The sequence below is a fragment of the Amycolatopsis sp. lyj-112 genome, assembly GCF_046549055.1.
GTDB lineage: Bacteria > Actinomycetota > Actinomycetes > Mycobacteriales > Pseudonocardiaceae > Amycolatopsis.
Window position 1 is genome coordinate 1 of record NZ_JAJPWS010000003.1, and the last position, 16884, is coordinate 16884.

Annotated in this window: 13 protein-coding genes; 2 read left to right on the top strand and 11 right to left on the bottom strand. The window is 70.6% G+C overall.

Annotated elements, in window-relative coordinates:
- Positions 1–161: 161 nt before the first annotated feature.
- The 6 genes from ACLJRL_RS11880 to ACLJRL_RS11905 all read right to left on the bottom strand — a co-directional run bounded on the left by ACLJRL_RS11880 (position 162) and on the right by ACLJRL_RS11905 (position 6187).
- On the bottom strand, positions 162–944 hold the full coding sequence (locus tag ACLJRL_RS11880) for a hypothetical protein (RefSeq protein ID WP_410656180.1): 783 nt from the start codon (positions 942–944) through the stop codon (positions 162–164).
- Between the two features lie 108 nt (positions 945–1052).
- A complete protein-coding gene (locus tag ACLJRL_RS11885; protein ID WP_410656181.1) occupies positions 1053–2339 on the bottom strand; it encodes a DUF58 domain-containing protein in 1287 nt (428 codons plus the stop codon).
- Positions 2339–3298 (bottom strand): AAA family ATPase, encoded by a 960-nt coding sequence (locus ACLJRL_RS11890; protein ID WP_410656896.1) that lies wholly within the window; start codon positions 3296–3298, stop codon positions 2339–2341. Before ACLJRL_RS11890 ends, ACLJRL_RS11885 begins: the two co-directional genes overlap by 1 nt.
- A 26-nt stretch (positions 3299–3324) precedes the next feature.
- Complete coding sequence (locus tag ACLJRL_RS11895; RefSeq protein WP_410656182.1) at positions 3325–4449, bottom strand: DUF4350 domain-containing protein; 1125 nt, start codon at positions 4447–4449, stop codon at positions 3325–3327.
- A complete protein-coding gene (locus tag ACLJRL_RS11900; RefSeq protein ID WP_410656183.1) occupies positions 4446–5087 on the bottom strand; it encodes a DUF4129 domain-containing protein in 642 nt (213 codons plus the stop codon). The genes ACLJRL_RS11895 and ACLJRL_RS11900 overlap by 4 nt, the downstream gene beginning before the upstream one ends.
- Positions 5081–6187, bottom strand: coding sequence for a hypothetical protein (locus ACLJRL_RS11905; protein WP_410656184.1), 1107 nt, complete (start codon positions 6185–6187; stop codon positions 5081–5083). The genes ACLJRL_RS11900 and ACLJRL_RS11905 overlap by 7 nt, the downstream gene beginning before the upstream one ends.
- A 214-nt stretch (positions 6188–6401) precedes the next feature.
- On the opposite strand from ACLJRL_RS11905, the gene ACLJRL_RS11910 reads away from it, so the two are divergent.
- Positions 6402–7487, top strand: a complete 1086-nt coding sequence (locus tag ACLJRL_RS11910; RefSeq protein WP_410656185.1) for a neutral zinc metallopeptidase — start codon at positions 6402–6404, stop codon at positions 7485–7487.
- A gap of 39 nt (positions 7488–7526) precedes the next feature.
- Here the strand turns inward: ACLJRL_RS11910 and ACLJRL_RS11915 are convergent, their stop codons facing one another.
- From ACLJRL_RS11915 to ACLJRL_RS11925, 3 genes are all read right to left on the bottom strand, one after another.
- Positions 7527–8147 (bottom strand): hypothetical protein, encoded by a 621-nt coding sequence (locus tag ACLJRL_RS11915; protein ID WP_410656186.1) that lies wholly within the window; start codon positions 8145–8147, stop codon positions 7527–7529.
- A gap of 68 nt (positions 8148–8215) precedes the next feature.
- Complete coding sequence (locus tag ACLJRL_RS11920) at positions 8216–8623, bottom strand: hypothetical protein (RefSeq protein WP_410656897.1); 408 nt, start codon at positions 8621–8623, stop codon at positions 8216–8218.
- A gap of 149 nt (positions 8624–8772) precedes the next feature.
- Complete coding sequence (locus ACLJRL_RS11925; protein ID WP_410656187.1) at positions 8773–9849, bottom strand: potassium channel family protein; 1077 nt, start codon at positions 9847–9849, stop codon at positions 8773–8775.
- 89 nt (positions 9850–9938) lie between these two features.
- Between ACLJRL_RS11925 and ACLJRL_RS11930 the strand changes: the two genes are divergently transcribed.
- A complete protein-coding gene (locus ACLJRL_RS11930) occupies positions 9939–10325 on the top strand; it encodes a MauE/DoxX family redox-associated membrane protein (protein ID WP_410656188.1) in 387 nt (128 codons plus the stop codon).
- Between the two features lie 46 nt (positions 10326–10371).
- Here the strand turns inward: ACLJRL_RS11930 and ACLJRL_RS11935 are convergent, their stop codons facing one another.
- Entirely contained in the window at positions 10372–13635 is a 3264-nt protein-coding gene (locus ACLJRL_RS11935) for an ATP-dependent helicase (RefSeq protein WP_410656189.1), read from the bottom strand.
- A complete protein-coding gene (locus ACLJRL_RS11940; RefSeq protein WP_410656190.1) occupies positions 13632–16847 on the bottom strand; it encodes an ATP-dependent helicase in 3216 nt (1071 codons plus the stop codon). Before ACLJRL_RS11940 ends, ACLJRL_RS11935 begins: the two co-directional genes overlap by 4 nt.
- Positions 16848–16884 lie beyond the last annotated feature (37 nt).

Here is a 16884-nt window from a genome sequence, read left to right on the forward strand (position 1 = left end):
ACCCTGCTCTGCCCATCGCCGCATGATCACCACAACACCCCTGGCCACCACACCGACAGGCCGGTCAAGTGTTCACGATGTCCTGAAACATCAACTGTGCACGATGTCCTGAACTCAGACAGGTCGTTAGAACGACCCGAATCACTCACGACACCGCTTGCTCAGCAGGTGCAGCTGCCTTCGAAGGCGATGCTGTTGCCGTCCTCCAAGCTCGCGCTCCCGGCATACCGGATCTCGAACTCGCCGGGTTCGGTCAGCACCACCTTCGGGCTCGACGCGGAGCCGTCGGCGCCGGTCTTCGCCGCCGCCGTCTCCGCGCCTCCCTCGAAGACCAGCACGTTCTTGGGCCGCGCCGCGCGTACGAAGAAGTTCACCGGGACGTCGGCCGCGGGCTGGCCGTTCTCCCCGATCACGCGCACCACGAACGGCTGACCCGGCGCCTTCGACGACAGCCGCTGGCCATTGCCGGACAGGATCGCGAGCGTCCGCACTCCGGCCGCCCAGTTGTTCGACAGTCCGGGCAGCGAGCAGACTTCCTGGTAGAGCCGCGCTCCCGCCGTCGACGCCTCCGCGGTCAGGCAGCGCGCGGTCGCCACGTTCGCCAGCACCACGAGCCCGGGCGCCCCGGCGTTGCGGCGCCACTGCTGGTAGCGGTCTTTGCCGTCGCACGCCACGAGTTTCACGCCGACGCCGTCGACGGGGCTGATCGCCGCCAGGCACTGTCCACTCGCGACATGTTTGTACGAGAGCGCCGGCTTGTCGTACACCCACTGCGCCCCGGCGTCCTTGGCGTCGGCGAGGACCGCCTTGCCGTCGATCACCGCGAGCGAGACGGTTCCACCGCCGTCGGCGAGGTAGACGGGTGTTCCGGCGGGCTGCGCCGAAGCGGGCGTCACGAGCAGTAAGACCGGGAGCATCGCGAAGAACAGCACGACCCTGCGCAAACCGAACCCCAATCCTGTCAGGTCTGGAACTCCTTCCGACCTAACAGCCCGCGACACCCGCAGCCAACCCGCACCACCCCATCGGGTTCAGCCGACGCACCAGCGGCATCACAGTCGTCCGGCGGCCTTCAGCGCGAGATACCGGTCGGCCAGCTGAGGCGGCAGGTCCTCCGGCACCGCGTCGACGACCTCGACCCCGTGCCTCGCCAGCCGCGCGGTGACCTGGCGCCGTTCGGCCAGCACCCGCTCGGCGGCGGCCGCGTCGTAGACGGCTTCCGCGTCGCCGCGCCCGGCCGCCATCTCGGCCACCCGCGGATCCGCCACCGAAGCGATCATCAGCTGGTGCCGTGACGTCAGCTTGGACAGCACCGGGAACAGTCCCTCTTCCAGCGGTGCCGCGTCCAGGCCGGTCAGCAGGACGACCAGCGCGCGCCGCCTGGTCCGCCGCAGCACCTCCGCGACCATCCCGCGCGCGTCGGTCTCGATCAGCGACGGTTCGAGTGGCGCCATCGCGTTCACCAAGGCGGGCAACAGCTCCGTCGAGCCCTGGACCGCGGCGTGTACCTGACGGTCGTAGGCCAGCAGGTCGACGCGGTCGCCCGCTCGCGAGGCCAGCACGGCCAGCAGGAGCGCCGCGTCCATCGCCGCGTCGAGCCGCGGCGCGTCGCCCACCCGGCCCGCCGAAACCCGGCCGGTGTCGAGCACCAGCACCACCTGCCGGTCGCGTTCCGGACGCCAGGTCCGCACCATGACGTCGGACGCGCGAGCCGAGGCGCGCCAGTCGATCGAGCGGACGTCGTCGCCGATGACGTACTCGCGCAGGGAGTCGAATTCCGTGCCCTGGCCCCGGATCAGCACGGCGTTGCGGCCGTCGAGCTGCTGCAGCCGGGCCAGTCGAGACGGCAGATGCTTGCGGCTGTGGAACGGCGGCAGCACACGCACGGTCCACGGCACCTCGTGCGAGCCCTGCCGCGCCGCGAGGCCGAGCGGGCCGGTCGAGCGGACGGTGACCCTGGCCGCCCGCCGGTCGCCGCGCCGGGTCGGCAGCAGCCGGGTGACGACGGTGCGGCGTTCGCCCGCGGGCAGGGAAAACCGGTGCCTGTCTTCGGCGGCCGCGCTGGGCGGCCAGGCGTCCCGCAGCCACGCGCGCACCGGACGGCCGCCCGGGTTGGCCACCGTGAGCGTGACCTCGCAGCCTTCCCCCAGCCGCACGGACGTCGCACCGGAACGCGCGAACTGCAGGCGCCGCACGCTCCCGGCGAGCAGGAGGTCGGCCATCACCAGAACGAGCAGAACCGCCGCGGCCAGCCCGATCCCGGCCCACGAGGGCAGCAGGAAGCCGACCGCCGGCGCCGCGAGGAGCGCCAGCAGCCCGAGCCGCCCGGTGACGGCCATCAGCGTGGGACGGGCACGGACGCGAGGACGCGGTCCAGCACACCGTCCGCGGTCGCGCCTTCGAGTTCGGCCTCCGGACGCAGATCGAGCCGGTGCCGCAAAGACGGCCGTGCCAAGGCTTTGACGTCGTCCGGGGTGGCGTAGTCACGGCCCGCGAGCCACGCCCACGCCCGGGTCGCGGCGAGCAGGGCCGTCGCGCCACGCGGGGAAACGCCGATGCGGACCGACGGCAGCGCGCGTGTCGCGCGGCAGACGTCGACGATGTAGGCGAGTACCTCGGGGCGCACGGTCACTCCGGCGACGGCCCGGCGCGCGGCTTCGAGTTCGGCGGCGCCGGCGACCGGTTTGATACCGGCCGCGGCCAGGTTCCTCGGGTCGAAACCCTGTGCGTGCCGGGAAAGGATGCCGAATTCGTCCTCACGCGACGGTGTCGGCATGGTCAGCTTCAGCAGGAACCGGTCGAGCTGCGCTTCCGGAAGCGGGTACGTGCCTTCGTATTCGACCGGGTTCTGCGTCGCGATCACGATGAACGGGTCGGGCAGCGGCCGGGTCTTGCCGTCGCTGGAGACCTGCCGCTCCTCCATCGCCTCCAGCAGCGACGACTGCGTCTTCGGCGGGGTGCGGTTGATCTCGTCGGCCAGCAGCAGGTTGGTGAACACCGGGCCCTCGCGGAAGGAGAACTCGCCGCTGTGCGCGTCGTAGACGATCGAACCGGTGACGTCGCCCGGCATCAGGTCCGGGGTGAACTGCACCCGGGTCATCTTCAGGTCCAGCGACGCGGCCAAAGCCCGTACCAGCAACGTCTTCGCCACTCCGGGAACGCCTTCGAGCAGCACGTGCCCCCGGCACAGCAGGGCGATGATGAGCCCGGTGATGGCCGCGTCGTTGCCCACGACGGCCTTGCCGACCTCGGTCCGCAGGGCGATCAGCGCCGCCCTCGCTTCGGCCGCACTGTCCACACTGGACTGTTCGGTCTGTTCGGTACTCAAGACCGCTCCACCTCTCGTTCCACGACGTCGAGTCCGTCCGCCAGCCGCACCAGGGCGGCGTCATCGGCGGGCGGGTGCCCGTACAGCAGCGCGCCGATCTCGGCCGGGGCCCGGCCGGTCCGCGCGGCGACGGATGCCACCAGTGCGGCGGGTTCGGCGTCGCGGGTCAGCCCCAGCAACGGCCGAAGCCGCGCGCGGGCCGCCTCGCGCAGGGTCTCCCCGGCGTGCGCGGCGGCCTTCGATTTGCGATACAACCGAGCCCGTCCCTCGGTGGCTTCGGCCGCGCGCACCACGACCGGGATCGGCTCGGTCACCACCGGGCCCAGTCGCCGGGAGCGCCACAAAGCCAGGAACACCACGGCGATCCCGGCCTGCAGGGCCGCGTACGACCAGCCCGCCGGGATCAGTTCGGACAGCGGTTTCTCCTCGGCGCCGAGCGACGGGTCGGCCGGGCTCGGCAGGTACCAGACGAGCCGCTCGTGCTTGCCGAGCGACCGCATCGCCAAGGCCGCGTTGCCCTCCTCCGCCAGCCGCTCGTTGGTGAGCGGATCGGGCGCGCCGAGCACGGTGACCGTGGTCTCCCGGTCGGGCAGTTCGACGAACGAGCCGTTGTAGCAAACTTGCGCCTGCCGCAGGGAACTGCGGTAGAGCATCCCGCCGAGCGTGACGTTCCCGGCCGCGACGGCGTCCTCCGCCTGACAACCCGGTGCACGGCTTTCGACCTCGTCCTGGACGTCGGCTTCGACGGGCGGGAGCAGGCTCTCGACCGTCTGCGGACCAGGCTGTACAAGGAGAATTCGCCGCGCGCGATCCCGGATCTGGCCGTAGAGGCGTTCCGGCACGAAGTCGGGCCGCGTGATCAGGACGGTCGAGTCCTGGGCGGCGTCCCTGGCCTCGGCCGCCGTGCGCACCGTGGTGATCTTGACGCCTTCACGTTCCAGCAAAGTCGCCAGCGCGCGGCCGCCTCCGGGTTCGTAGGAACCGGGTTCGAGCGCGCCGGTGGTCTGCTCGCCGCGGGCGAGTACGAGGAGCGTGCCGGTGACCACCAGGAGCAGGACCACCGCGAGCGGAATCCTTACCCCGCGCCAGATCCGGCCGGCGTCCGGGGATACCGAGGTCATCCGGCCGCCAGTGCGACGGGGCGGGCACGGCGGCAGCGATCGTCCAAATCTGACAGTGAACGGTAGCCGGGCTCGGTGGCCGGGATCCCTCCATAGTGGACATCGTCGAACAGCCGGGCGCCGGAGCGCAGGGGTTCGGCGACGTCCGGGAGCAGGCGTCCCGCTTCGGCCGCGGCCTCGTCGGCGGTGCGGCCGGACTTCTCGTCCAGCAGCGTGCGCTCCTCCAAAGAGCGCACCACGGCACGGAAACGCTCGCGGACGGCCTCGTCGAAGTCACCGCGCGCGGCGGCCTCCTCGGCGGCCTTGCGATATTCGCCGGACGCCTTGCGCCGCCCGGCGAACACGGCGCGCTCGCCCTTGGCCGCCGTCGCCAGCGGGCCGGAGCGCAGCCGGATCACCACCACCAGCACGATCAGCACGACGACCAGCAGCACCACGGCGAAGATCCCGCCGGGCACGGCGGAGTCGACCGTGTTCAGGAACATGAGCAGCTTTTCGAGCACCCAGTTGAACGCTTCGGACAGCCAACTCGGTTTCGCGGCCTGGTACGCCGATCCCGAAAGCTCCTCGGCCGCGCGCAGGCGCGCGGTGTCCCGGTCGATGTCGACCGGGACGTCGGTGAGGAAGCGCGTCACCATGCCTGCGGCGGGGGCGGCGGCGTGATGCCCGCAGCCCGGGCCAGTTCGATGTCCATGCCTTCGCGGCGCATCCGCTGGTCGATGTAGAGGATCACGGTCACCAGCGCGGTGAACGGCGCGACGATCGTCTGTGCGATCACCGTGCCCACCGACTGCAGGATCAGGTCACCGGTCGACGGGACGTACACCTGGTCCAGGTTGCCGAAGATCGACAGGAACGCGCTGAAGCTGAACGGCAGCGAGATGATCGACGCCAGCAGCGACGAGATCACGTAGGCCAGCAGCAGGATCCCGAAGACCCGCCAGAACATGCCCGAGACCAGCTTCACCGACCGGCGGAACGCCTCGATCACCGTGCCGCGTTCCAGGATGAACGCCGGGCTGGCCAGCGCCCAGAAGGTGTACGGGATGATCGCGGGCAGGAGGCAGAAGATCGCCGCGACCAGGATCGCCAGCGTGTAGAGCACGGTCAGCCCGAGCAGCGGCAGCAGCCGGGGCGTCGCCTCCTTCAGGGCTTCCTTGAAGGTGATCGGCTTGCCCAGCACGGCCTTGCCCATCACGACGGTCAGGAAGCCGGTGAGGATCGTCGTCCCGAGCAGCGTCGCGACGAGGGTGATGGAGGTCGACGCCAGGGTCCCGCCGAGAAGGCCCGCCATCTGGTTCAGCAGTTCCTGGTCGGTCGCCGCCGGGCCCAGGTCGCGGATCTCTTCGAGGTCCGCGGTGGTGTCGATCAGCAGCAACCCGACCAGGTTGATGGCCGCGGTGAGCACGGCGGTCACCGCGGCGGCGCCGAAGATCATCCGCCAGTGCCGGCGCATGGCCGTGACCGCGCCGTCGAGGATGTCGGTCAGGTTCAGCGGGCGCAGCGGGATGACTCCCGGCCTGCCGAGACCGACCTTCCAGTCCGGCTGCTGCGGCGGGAAAGGAGGAGGTGGCGGCAGGGGAGGCGGCGGTGTCGCTCCCGACGGTGACTGCCATTGAGGCGCGGCCGGCGGCTGCACTTCACCCTGTGATGGCGTGCTCGGCGGCACAGGTGTGCCCGCCTGCGGCTTCGGCGTCTCGGTACCTTCCGGCCCGGACGGTCCACCGGTCTCCGTCATGCGACAGCCCCTTACCTGAACGTTGCTTACGCACACTCTTCCAGAGGGGCCGACACCCAGCTAGAGCTGGGGTGACGACACTGATGGGTGACCGCTCGCCTCACGATGGATACCCTCTGCAGCCGAGCAGTGGGAAGGGGTGCCGTTCGCTCGTTATGCTGAACCTTGGGCCGGGTACCCCCGACTCTCCCCTAGAACCACCGGGACTGCCTTGATGACGCAACCGCCCCACGGCCAGTGGCCGCCACGCGGCGCCGTCCAGCCACCGCCGGTGCACGGCGGCCAGCCCCCGTCTCCATGGAACGGTGCACCGCACCAGTTCCCCACGCCGCCGCGCCGGTCCGCCGGCGCGATCGTCGGCATCTGCCTCGGCGCGGTGGCCGTGCTGGTCCTCGGCCTGGTCGCGATCGTTTCACTCAATCGTGGCGACAGCGATCACGTAGCGAACGCGGGCTTCCAGAACTCCCCGAACCCGACTTCCCCGGCGGCCCTGCCGCCGAGCGGGTCGTCGTCCCCCTCGTCTTCGCCGAACCCGTTCCCGACCTCGCCGTCCAGGCCGGCGACGTCGCCGAGCGGGCCGCAGAAGATCCTCAAGCTCGCCGACCACCCGATACTCCAGGATCCCAACGCCGGCCTGCGGAACCGTGTCTGCGCGCTGCCGCAGTGGCAGAGCAGCCAGCAAGCCTCCGAAGCGTTCTTCACCGCCGCCGGCAAATGCCTCGACGAGGCGTGGGGCCCGTTCCTCGATGCCTACCGCCTGCCGTTCACCCCGCCCGCCCTGCACTTCCCGACCGGCGCCAGCTTCGACACCGAATGCGGCACGATCCAGGTGGGCATCGCGACGGCGGCGTACTACTGCGAGAACAACCTCTACGTGCCGTTCCGGGGTCTGCAGACCGACCAGTACGGCAACAACCCCGGCGTCTACCTGGCCCTTTTCGCGCACGAGTACGGGCACCACGTGCAAGAGGTCGCCGGGCTGATGGACGCGGCCTGGCAGAAGATCTACGACGCGGGCCAGAGCAGCCCGTCCGGCCTGGAGATGTCACGCCGCAAGGAACTGCAGGCGCAGTGCTTCTCCGGGATGTTCCTCGGCGCGCACGTCGACCAGGGCGGCACGGTCACCCGGGACATGTACAACAAGGCCTGGAACGACCAGGAGACCCGGGGCGACAACACCTCACGCAGCCAGGACCACGGCACGAACGCGCACTACGCGTCGTGGTGGCGGGCGGGTGCGAGCAACAACCGGATCGCCGACTGCAACACCTTCTCGGCCCCGGGCACCGCCGTTTCCTGACTCGTGAGTGATTCGGGTCGTTCTAACGACCCGGATCACTCACGACGTCGTCACGTCGACGACCGCGACCAGCGGGACCGTACGGAACATCTCCACCGGATCCTGCGCGAGCTCACCGGTGACCGCGGGCAGCAGGAGCACCCGCCGTCCGCCGGACTTCATCCCGGCGAGGCCGCGGCTCCAGAGGTCGCCGGTCAGGTCGGCTTTACCGCCGGTCAGGCCGCCGTACTTGTGCTCCGGCTTCCAGTGGGAGGCGACCAGCTTGCCGGTACCGAGGTCGTAGAGCGCGAAGTAGGCCAGGTAGGCGGCACCCTGCTTCACTTCCGCCCCGTCTCCCACGACGACGTCGGCGAACGTGATGGCGGCCCCGGGTTCCGGAGGCAGGCACCCGGTCGGCAGCGTGACCAGCGGCTCGGGCAACTCGCGGGGCATCGGCTTGCCGTCGGCGATCTTGACGTCCGCCGGAGCACAGACGGGCGGTTCCGGCGGAGGAGGCGGCGATTCGGCCTCGCCGTTCGGTGCGAGCACTCGGGCACCGATGAAGATCAGGCCCCCGACGAGCATGACCACCAGCCCGATCACGCCGGACAGCCACGGTGACCCGCTCCGCCGCTCACCGACGGATTCGGCTTCGTCGCCGATTCGGTCTTGCTCGACCATCTCGCGTCACCCCCAGGCATCGCGAGAACCTTAGGAAGAAGCGCGCGCGACGACCAGACACAGTCCGGTCACGCCGTCGCCAGGCGACGCGGTCCGCGCAGCACGAGGAAGACGTACATCCCGCCCGCGAAGCAACTGAACACCAGCAGCGCGAGCCCCAGGGGTCGCCGTGCGTCGCTGGCCCCCGCCGCCGCATCGGCCGCGTGTACCGACACCGCGTCGCCCGATGCGCCGTCGGGCACGACGACCTCGATCCGCTCACCCTTGCCGTGGCCGCAGCCGTTGAGCGAACCCTCCATGGGCTTGCCGCCGAACTCGAATTTCACGGTCTCGGTGGCCCCGCCGCCCGCACACGGAGCGGGCTGGACGACCTCGGCCTGGACGGTCGTCCCCTGGGCGTCGTTCGTGATGCCGAACAACCCCGGCCCGGCGAACCAGGCCAGAAAGATCACCAGCAGGACGGCACCGGCCGCCACGGCCAGGGAGTTCCACCCCGGGGTGAGCCCTCTGACGGGGTCCGATCGCTTGCGCACGAACGCCATGGTTCCAGAACCCGGCGGCAAAACACAGCGAGCCCTCTCGACCAGCGAGGCGGTAGCAAAGGTCCCTTGCTACCGCCTTCGCGTCAGCGCTCGATCGTCTCCGCGGACGTGACCTTGCGGATGTAGAGCAGCCTGTCGCCCGGCTCGATCGCATCGGCCTGCGGGGCGTCCACGCGGTACAGAACATTGTCGCGGACGACGCCGAGCACGATGTCTCCCAGATGCCGGGGCGAACCACCCTCTTCGGACGGTTCCACGGCACGTTCGGCGATCGCGAGGCCGGACTCGGGGGTGAGCAGGTCCTCGACCATGTCGACCACCAGCGGCGACGACGTCGCCATGCCGAGCAGCCGCCCGGCGGTCTCGCTCGACACCACGACCTGGTTCGCGCCCGACTGCTTGAGCAGGTGGACGTTCTCCGCCTCCCGCACCGACGCCACGATGTGCGCCTTCGGCGCCAGCTCGCGCGCGGTCAGCGTGACCAGCACCGCCGTGTCGTCCCGGTTCGGGGCGACGACGACGGCCTTGGCCCGCTGGACGCCGGCGACCCGCAACACGTCGGCGCGGGTGGCCGAACCGTGCACGACCACCAGGCCGAGCGAGGTGGCCGCTTCGAGGGCCTGCTGGTCGGTATCGACGACGACGATGTGGTCGGGTTCGACGTTCTCGTCCCCGAGCAGCGCGTTGACCGCCGACCGGCCCTTCGTGCCGAATCCGACGACGACCGTGTGGTCCCGCACCTTCGTCCTCCATTTTTGGATCTTGAAAGCCTGGCGAGAGCGCTCAGTGAGCACTTCGAGGGTGGTACCGACCAGGACGATGAGGAAGAGCACCCGCAGCGGGGTGATCACCAGGACGTTGACGAGCCGGGCCGACGACGTCGCGGGAGCGATGTCGCCGTAACCGGTGGTCGACAGCGAGACCGTCGCGTAGTAGAGGCTGTCGAGGAAGCTGAGCCCGTCGCCGTTGGCGTCGCGGTAGCCGTCCCGGTCGAAATAGACGATCAGAACGGTCGCGAGCAGGGCGAGCGTCGCACCGACGAGCCGTTTGAGAATCGCCCTCAGCGGACTAACCGTCAGCTCCGGCATCTTGATCACGCCGACGAGCTCGTGGTCCGGGCGGTCGCTCAGCCGGACCGGGAAACGGTTGAGAACCTTCATGCACAGGCTCCGGCCTGGTCCGCGTCACTCACGGTCGCCGAGGATAGCCGACGAACGTTCCGTTCAGCTCGGTATGCGAAGCTCAGAGCATGTCTTCGGATTCCAAGCCGTCTCAGCGGCCCGCGTATTTCCTCGCCGGCCTGCTCGGCGCCGCCGGCGTCCTGCACTTCGTCCAGCCCAAGCCCTTCGACGCCATCATCCCGAAGCAGCTTCCCGGCTCCGCCCGCGCGTGGACCTACGGCTCGGGTGTCGCCGAGCTGGGTGTCGCCGCCGCGGTCGCCTCCCCCAAGACGCGGCGGCTCGGCGGGCTCGCGGCCGCGCTGCTGTTCGTCGTGGTGCTGCCGGGGAACGTCAAGATGGCCGCCGACGCCGACCGCAGGAAAGCCCCGAAGCTCATGCGGGCGGCTTTCTGGGCCAGGGTGCCGCTCCAGATTCCGCTGGTGACCTGGGCGCTGAAGGTCCGCGACCGCGCCTGACCCACGCCCAGAACCCCGCAATTAGTCCTCTAATTGCGGTAGTTGCCTAAACCTCCGGCACGCTCCGCAGGAGTTCCCGCAGTCCTTCGGCGTCCAGCAGGTCGGCAGGCCGCACGGTCTTGTCGTGCTTGACGTAGTGGAAGGCAGCCCGCACCTTCTCCAACGGCACCTTCCGCAGCGCCGCCCACGCCAGCCGGTACGCCGCGAGCTGCACGGCCAGCGCCGGGAGACGGCCGGCTTCCGGGACCGCGCCGGTCTTCCAGTCGACGACGGTCCAGCCGCCGTCGGGGTCGGCGAACACGGCGTCCATCCGGCCGCGGAGGGTCACGCCCACGACGTCGGCCGAGAACGGGACCTCGACCGCGTGCGGCACCCGGTTCGCCCACTCGCTCTTCTCGAAGGCCGTCTGCAGCGCCTCCAGCTCGGAATCGGGTGCCTCGTCGACGTCCGCCGCCCCCGGCAGGTCGTCGATCTCCAGCAGCTGCTCGCCGCCGAACCGCTGCTCCAGCCAGCCGTGGAACGCCGTCCCCCGGCGAGCGTAAGTGTTGGGGCGCACGGGAAGCGGCCGCCGCAGCCGTTGGGCCAGCGCGTCCGGATCGGCCGACAGCTCGACCAGCTGGCTCACCGAAAGATGCGGCGGCAGCACGACCTGCTGGACCCGGTTCTGCGCCCGGGCCCGCTCGGCCAGCAGCACCTCGGTGTCGGAAATCCAGCCGTCCGGATCGGCTTCTTCTTCTTTGTCCGGATCCTCCGGCTCTTCGGCGGCTTCCATCGCGGCGAGCACGAGATCGACGCCGTTGGTGACGCCCTCGCGCCGCGGCCACAGCGGATCGACCGGCCACCGCGACTTGCGGGAATCGGCGACCAGCGGGTTCTCCCCGTCGGTCTCGGGCTCGTCGGCCCAGTGTTCGATCCGGCCGACCGAGCCCTCCCTCATCACATCGCCGATTTCGACCAGGAACTCCGACGGCCCCTTCGGCCGCGCGCTGCTTTCGTTCCACCAATGCCCGGAAACCAGCAGCGTGTGCTCGGAACGGGTCAGCGCGACGTAGCAGAGCCGTCGCTCCTCGTCGGCTTCTCGTGCGATGAAGCCCTCTTCGTGCAGCTCCAGGGCTTCCTGGACTTCCTTGCGGTCATAGCCGTCGGCGACGCGCAGTTCCGGCAGGTCTTCCGAGTCGCCCCGCAGCGTGGCCGGGAGCGACGTCGAAGTCCGCAGCCAGGACGACGAACGCCGCCTGCCCGGGAAGACCTCCTTGACCAGATGCGGAACGGCGACGATCTGCCACTCCAGACCCTTGGCCGAGTGCACGGTGAGCACCTGGACGCGGTCCGGGACGACCTCCACCTCACCGGGGGTGAGACCGTCTTCCGCGTGCGCGGCGGTGTTCAGATAGTCCACAAAGGACAGCAGGGTGGCCGTCGGCGAGGACTCGGCGAAATCGGTGACGACGTCGGCGAAGGCGTCCAGGTGTGCGCGCCCGGCCGGTCCGGGGCGGGCCAGCGACTCGACGTCGAGCAGCATCGTGCGTTCCACGTCGGCGACCAGTTCGGGCAGCGACTGGTCGAGACGGCGGCGCAACGCCGAAAGCTCGGCACCGACCCGCCGGACCCGCCGATAGCCCTCGGGCGAATACCGTTCCGGCGTACCGGGATCGTCGATCGCGTCGGCGAGGCCCGCCTGTTCGACTCGTTCGGTCACCAGCACCGGTTCGTCCACATCGGACTTCGATGGAGGGACCGGCGAGGAGAGTTCGCCCGCACGCCGCCACAGCGCCGCGAGGTCGGCCGCCGCGATCCGCCAGCGCGCCCCGGTCAGCAGGCGCGCGGCCGCACTGCCCGCCAGCGGATCCGCGAGTACCCGCAAGGTGCTGACCAGATCCGCGACTTCGGGTTCGTCGAGCAGCCCACCGAGGCCGACGACCTCCACCGGAAGCCCGCGGGCCCGCATTTCGGCCGCGATCGGCGCCATGTCGGCCCGTCGCCGCACCAGGACCGCGGCAGTCGGAGGTTTTCCGGTTTCCTCGACGGTTTTGAACCAGCGCTTGGCCACCGCGTCGGCCACCCAGTCGCGCTCGGCGCGGATGTCCGGCAGCAGCGCGGAAGCGATGTCCGACGTCCCGGCGCCTTCGAGCGCCCGCAGCCGCGCGACACCGAGACCGCGCTCCCGCAACGGTTCCGAGATCGCGTTGGCCAGTTCCAGCACCTGAGGCGAATTCCGGAAACTGGTCAGCAGCCCGAAATCCAGTGCCGGGACCAGCCGTTCCCCGTTGTCCCGCGGGAAGTCCGTGGTGAAGCGCGGCAGGTTCGCCGCGCTCGCCCCCCGCCAGCCGTAGATGGCCTGCGCCGGGTCACCCACCGCCGTCACCGGCATCGGCGGATGTTCGACACCGCCGAACAGCGATCGCAGCAGGATCCGCTGGGCGTGCCCGGTGTCCTGGTACTCGTCGAGCAGCACGGCGCCGTACCGTTCACGCTCACCGGCGACCACCGCCGGATAGCTGTCGGCGAGCTGCGCGGCCAGCGACATCTGGTCGGCGAAGTCGAGCGCGCCCTCGGCCCGTTTCCGCGCGTGGTAGCCCTCGACCAACGGCAGCAGCGCGAGCCGGAACCGTTGCGCCGTCATGACTTCGGCGAGCTTCTGCGGCAGCGACGCCCGCTGCCCCTTGGCTCGCGGCGCGTTCTCGATGACGTCGCACAGCCACGACGTGTACTGCGCGAGCCGGTCGGTTTCGACCAGATGCTCGCCGAGTTCCCCGGCCAGCGCCAGCAATTGCGCTGTCACCGTGGACGGCACGCGGTCGGTGTCGAGGTCATTGTCCCAAGTGGACACGACTCGGTGCGCGATCTGCCATGACGACGTCTCGGAAAGCAGCCGCACACCGGGCTGGACCGGCAACCGCAGCCCGTGCTCGGACAGCAGCCGCCCGGCGTACGCGTGATAGGTGAGGACCGTCGGCTCCCCGGCGGTCACCGTCATGCGCAGGTCACCGGTCGGGTCGATCTTGTCCAGCAGCCCGGATCCGACGAGCCGGCGCAGCCGGGTGCGCACGCGTTCGCCGAGCTGGCGGGCGGCCTTGCGGGTGAAGGTGAGGCCCAAGATCCGTTCCGGCGGCACGATGCTGTTGGCCACCAGCCACACCACGCGCGCGGCCATCGTCTCGGTCTTGCCCGCGCCGGCGCCGGCGACCACCAGCGACGGCTCGACGGGCGCGGCGATGACGGCGGCCTGCTCCTCGGTGGGGCTGTGCAGGCCGAGCGCGCGGGCGATCTCGGCGGGCTCGACCTGGCGGCGCTGCAGTGCGGAGATCAAGGGCCGGTCACCTGCCTGCCCTCGGGCCGCAGCGGACAGCAACCCCTTGCCGGGCAACGATCACAGTCCGGGTTCTCGGTGACCCCGTATTCCGGCCCGGCCGCCGATCCGGCCGCCGAGCGCACCAGTTCGAGCCACTGCTTGCCGCCGTCTTCGTCCAGCGGCGCCTGCTCGCGCTGGGCGGAACCGGTCTTGTTGTTGGACTTCGCGACGTAGACCAGCCGCGCGCCGCCGGGTTTCGAACCGCCCTCGATGGCGCCGAGCAGCACGGCCAGCTGATAAGCGGCCAGCTGCGGGTGCTGTTCGGCGTCGGAAGCCGAGATCGGGACCTTCCCGGTCTTGATGTCGATGATGACCGGGCGGCCGTCCTTGTCCATCTCGACGCGGTCGACCCGGCCCCGCAACAGCACCCGGACTTCGTCGTCTCCGACCGGGAGTTCGACCTCGATGTCCTGCTCGACCCCGGCCTCGATCAGCTCCTTGCGGCTGGATTCCAGCCAGGACACGAAGTTCCGCAGCATCTGCTCGACCCGTGAACGCTCCCGCCGCGAGAACCACGGCGCCCCCGCGTCGACCCGCACCCAGGCTTCGTCGAGCGCCGCGCGGATCTGCTCGTCGCTGCTGCCGCCCGCGACGGCCTGCGCGAGCCCGTGCACCAGGGTCCCGGTGACGGCGGCCAGCTGCGCCGGATCACTGCCGCCATGACGTTCGATCAGCCACCGCAGCGGGCATTTGACCAGAACCTCCACAGTGGACGGTGAGATCCGGATGAGATCGCCGGGCCGGTGCACGGGTTCGTCGGTGGACGGCTCCAGCAGGCCGTACCAGGTGCCTGGATGCGCGCCCGGCACGTGGGCGGCCGCCAGCCTGGCGAGCTGCCGTGCCGCCTGCTGCCGCCGTTCCGGTTCGCTCGCCTCATCACAGACGACCTCACGCAGTTCGCCGACGAGTTCGGCCAGCACGAGCGAACGGCCCGCCGGTTTCATCCGCGAGTCCAGGCCGCCGTCGTCCGCGCCGTTCTCCTCCAGGTCGTCGATGAACCGCGAGGGCTGCTCGTCCTCCCCCGCGACCGCGCTGACCAGCAACGTCTTCCGGGCGCGGCTGGCGGCCAGGTAGAACAGGCGCCGCTCTTCGGCCAGGATCGGCGCGGTGGCGGACACTTTTTCGTCGTCGACGCCGGACATGAGGTCGACAAGTCGCTCGACACCGAGGACGGAACCGCGCAGCCGCAGGTCGGGCCAGCTGCCCTCCTGCACGCCGGCGATCGACACGACCGTCCACTCGCGACCGGCGGCCGCGTGTGCCGTGAGCAGCGAGACGCCTTCGCTCTTCATCGCCGCGGGCGCCAGCGTGTCCCCGGCGATGTTCTGCGAGGACAGGTAATCCGCGAATGACGCCACGCTCGCCCTCGGCAGCCTGTCGACATAACGACCGGCCGCGTGGAAGAGCGCGACGATCGCGTCGAGATCGCGATCCGCCTGAGAGCCGAGGGAACCGCGGCGATCGACCAGGCGCAGCAGGCGTTGTTCCAGGCCGCTGGCCTGCCAGAGATCCCACAGCACCTGCTCGACGCCGTCGCCGCGCAGGACGGCTTGGTTGGCCGCGTGGAGAAGGCCGCCGACGCGGCGCATCGGCAGCGACTCGGCGTCGGCGAGGCCGGTGAGAATATCGTTGGCACGCAACGCTTCCACCAGGAGCTCGTCACTGGAGCGCTGGCCTCCGCCCGCGAGTTCGAGCCGTCGCAGACCGCGCCGCAGCCGCCGCAGGGCGAGCGGATCCGCGCCGCCCAGCGCCGAGGACAGCAGCATCTCGGCGAAGTCGACGTCGAGCAGATCCGGATCCGCGGCGAGCCGCAGCACCGCCAGCAACGGCCGGACGGCGAGCTGTTTCGCCAGCGGGAGTTCCTCGGTGGCCGAGCCGATCGGCACGCCCGCCGCCCGCAGAGCACGTTGCAGGACAAGGAAAGTACGAGCCGGTGACCGGACGAGCACCGCCATCTCCGACCACGGCACGCCGTCGACGAGATGTGCACGGCGGAGCTGATCGGCGATCCAGCTCGCTTCGGAAGCCGGCGTCGGCATCAGGCGGACGCGGACCGCCCCGCCCTCGGCGTCCGGCGCGTCGACGAGCTTGCGGTGCGGCGACGAACCGGCGAGCACGGACCCGAGTTTCGTGACGGCCGTGCGGATCACCGGGGCGAGCCGGTGGCTGGTGGTCAGGAGAACCGTGCGCTCGCCGTCGGAGTCCGCGTCGGCGAACAGGCTCGGATCCGCGCCACGGAAGGAGAACACGGACTGATCGGGGTCACCCGCGACGACGAACTCGTCGGCGGCGTGCCCGATGAGCCGGATGAGCTGGGTCTGCAGCGGGTCGAGGTGCTGGGCGTCGTCGACGAACAGGTGCCGGACCCGGTGCTGCTCACGTTCCCGCAGCTCAGGGTCGTCTTCGAGGGCCAGTAGCGCGGAGGTGACGAGCTCCGCGGCGTCCAGCGCGGGAGCGCTCGCGACGCCGAGCGCGTTGCCGCCCGCGCCCTGCAACAGCGTGACTTCTTCGTACTGGCTCCAGAACAGACCGGCCGCGACCCATTCCTCCCGGCCGCGCCGCCTGCCGAGTTCGGCGAGATCCTCCGGGCCGAGCCCGCGTTCGGCGGCGCGGAGCAGCAGATCGCGCAGTTCCTCGGCGAACCCGGGCACGTTCAGCGCGGGCCGCAGCTGCTCCGGCCAGTCGAGCGCGCCCGACTCCAGGTCACCGGCGAGCAGTTCCCGCACGACGACGTCCTGCTCGGCTCCGGAGAGCAGGCGGGGCGGGGGCAGGTCATCGGCCTGCGCCTCCATCCGTAACAGTGCGTAGGCGTAGGAGTGCACGGTGCGCACCAACGGTTCGCGGATGGTGCGCGGCAGCGGGGCCTGCTCCGGGTCGGTGGTCAGGCGGCGGGTGATGTCGGCGCGCAGGACCTCGGCCGCCTTGCGGGAAGTGGTCAAGATGAGCACGCTCTCCGGATCCGCGCCCTCCGCGATGCGCCGCGACGCCGCCGACGCCAGGAGCGCCGTCTTCCCCGTTCCCGGGCCGCCGAGCACGCGGCGGAAGCCGTCCGGGGCGGCCAGCAGGCGGCGGGCGCCGGAATCCCACGAGAACGACGGCGTGCCGGTGACCGGCGTGCGGACCAGCCGCGCGTCGGTTCCTGCCGCTGTTCGCCGCCCGTTCACGACCACGATGGAACCACGCCCCGCCGACACAACATCGCAGCGG

What these genes read in the sequence shown, in the direction of transcription:
- ACLJRL_RS11885 (WP_410656181.1), bottom strand. Translation starts at nt 2,339, where the DNA reads ATGGCCGTCACCGGGCGGCTCGGGCTGCTGGCGCTCCTCGCGGCGCCG.
- ACLJRL_RS11895 (WP_410656182.1), bottom strand. Translation starts at nt 4,449, where the DNA reads ATGACCTCGGTATCCCCGGACGCCGGCCGGATCTGGCGCGGGGTAAGG.
- ACLJRL_RS11900 (WP_410656183.1), bottom strand. Translation starts at nt 5,087, where the DNA reads ATGGTGACGCGCTTCCTCACCGACGTCCCGGTCGACATCGACCGGGAC.
- ACLJRL_RS11905 (WP_410656184.1), bottom strand. Translation starts at nt 6,187, where the DNA reads ATGACGGAGACCGGTGGACCGTCCGGGCCGGAAGGTACCGAGACGCCG.
- ACLJRL_RS11910 (WP_410656185.1), top strand. Translation starts at nt 6,402, where the DNA reads ATGACGCAACCGCCCCACGGCCAGTGGCCGCCACGCGGCGCCGTCCAG.
- ACLJRL_RS11915 (WP_410656186.1), bottom strand. Translation starts at nt 8,147, where the DNA reads ATGGTCGAGCAAGACCGAATCGGCGACGAAGCCGAATCCGTCGGTGAG.
- ACLJRL_RS11925 (WP_410656187.1), bottom strand. Translation starts at nt 9,849, where the DNA reads ATGAAGGTTCTCAACCGTTTCCCGGTCCGGCTGAGCGACCGCCCGGAC.
- ACLJRL_RS11930 (WP_410656188.1), top strand. Translation starts at nt 9,939, where the DNA reads ATGTCTTCGGATTCCAAGCCGTCTCAGCGGCCCGCGTATTTCCTCGCC.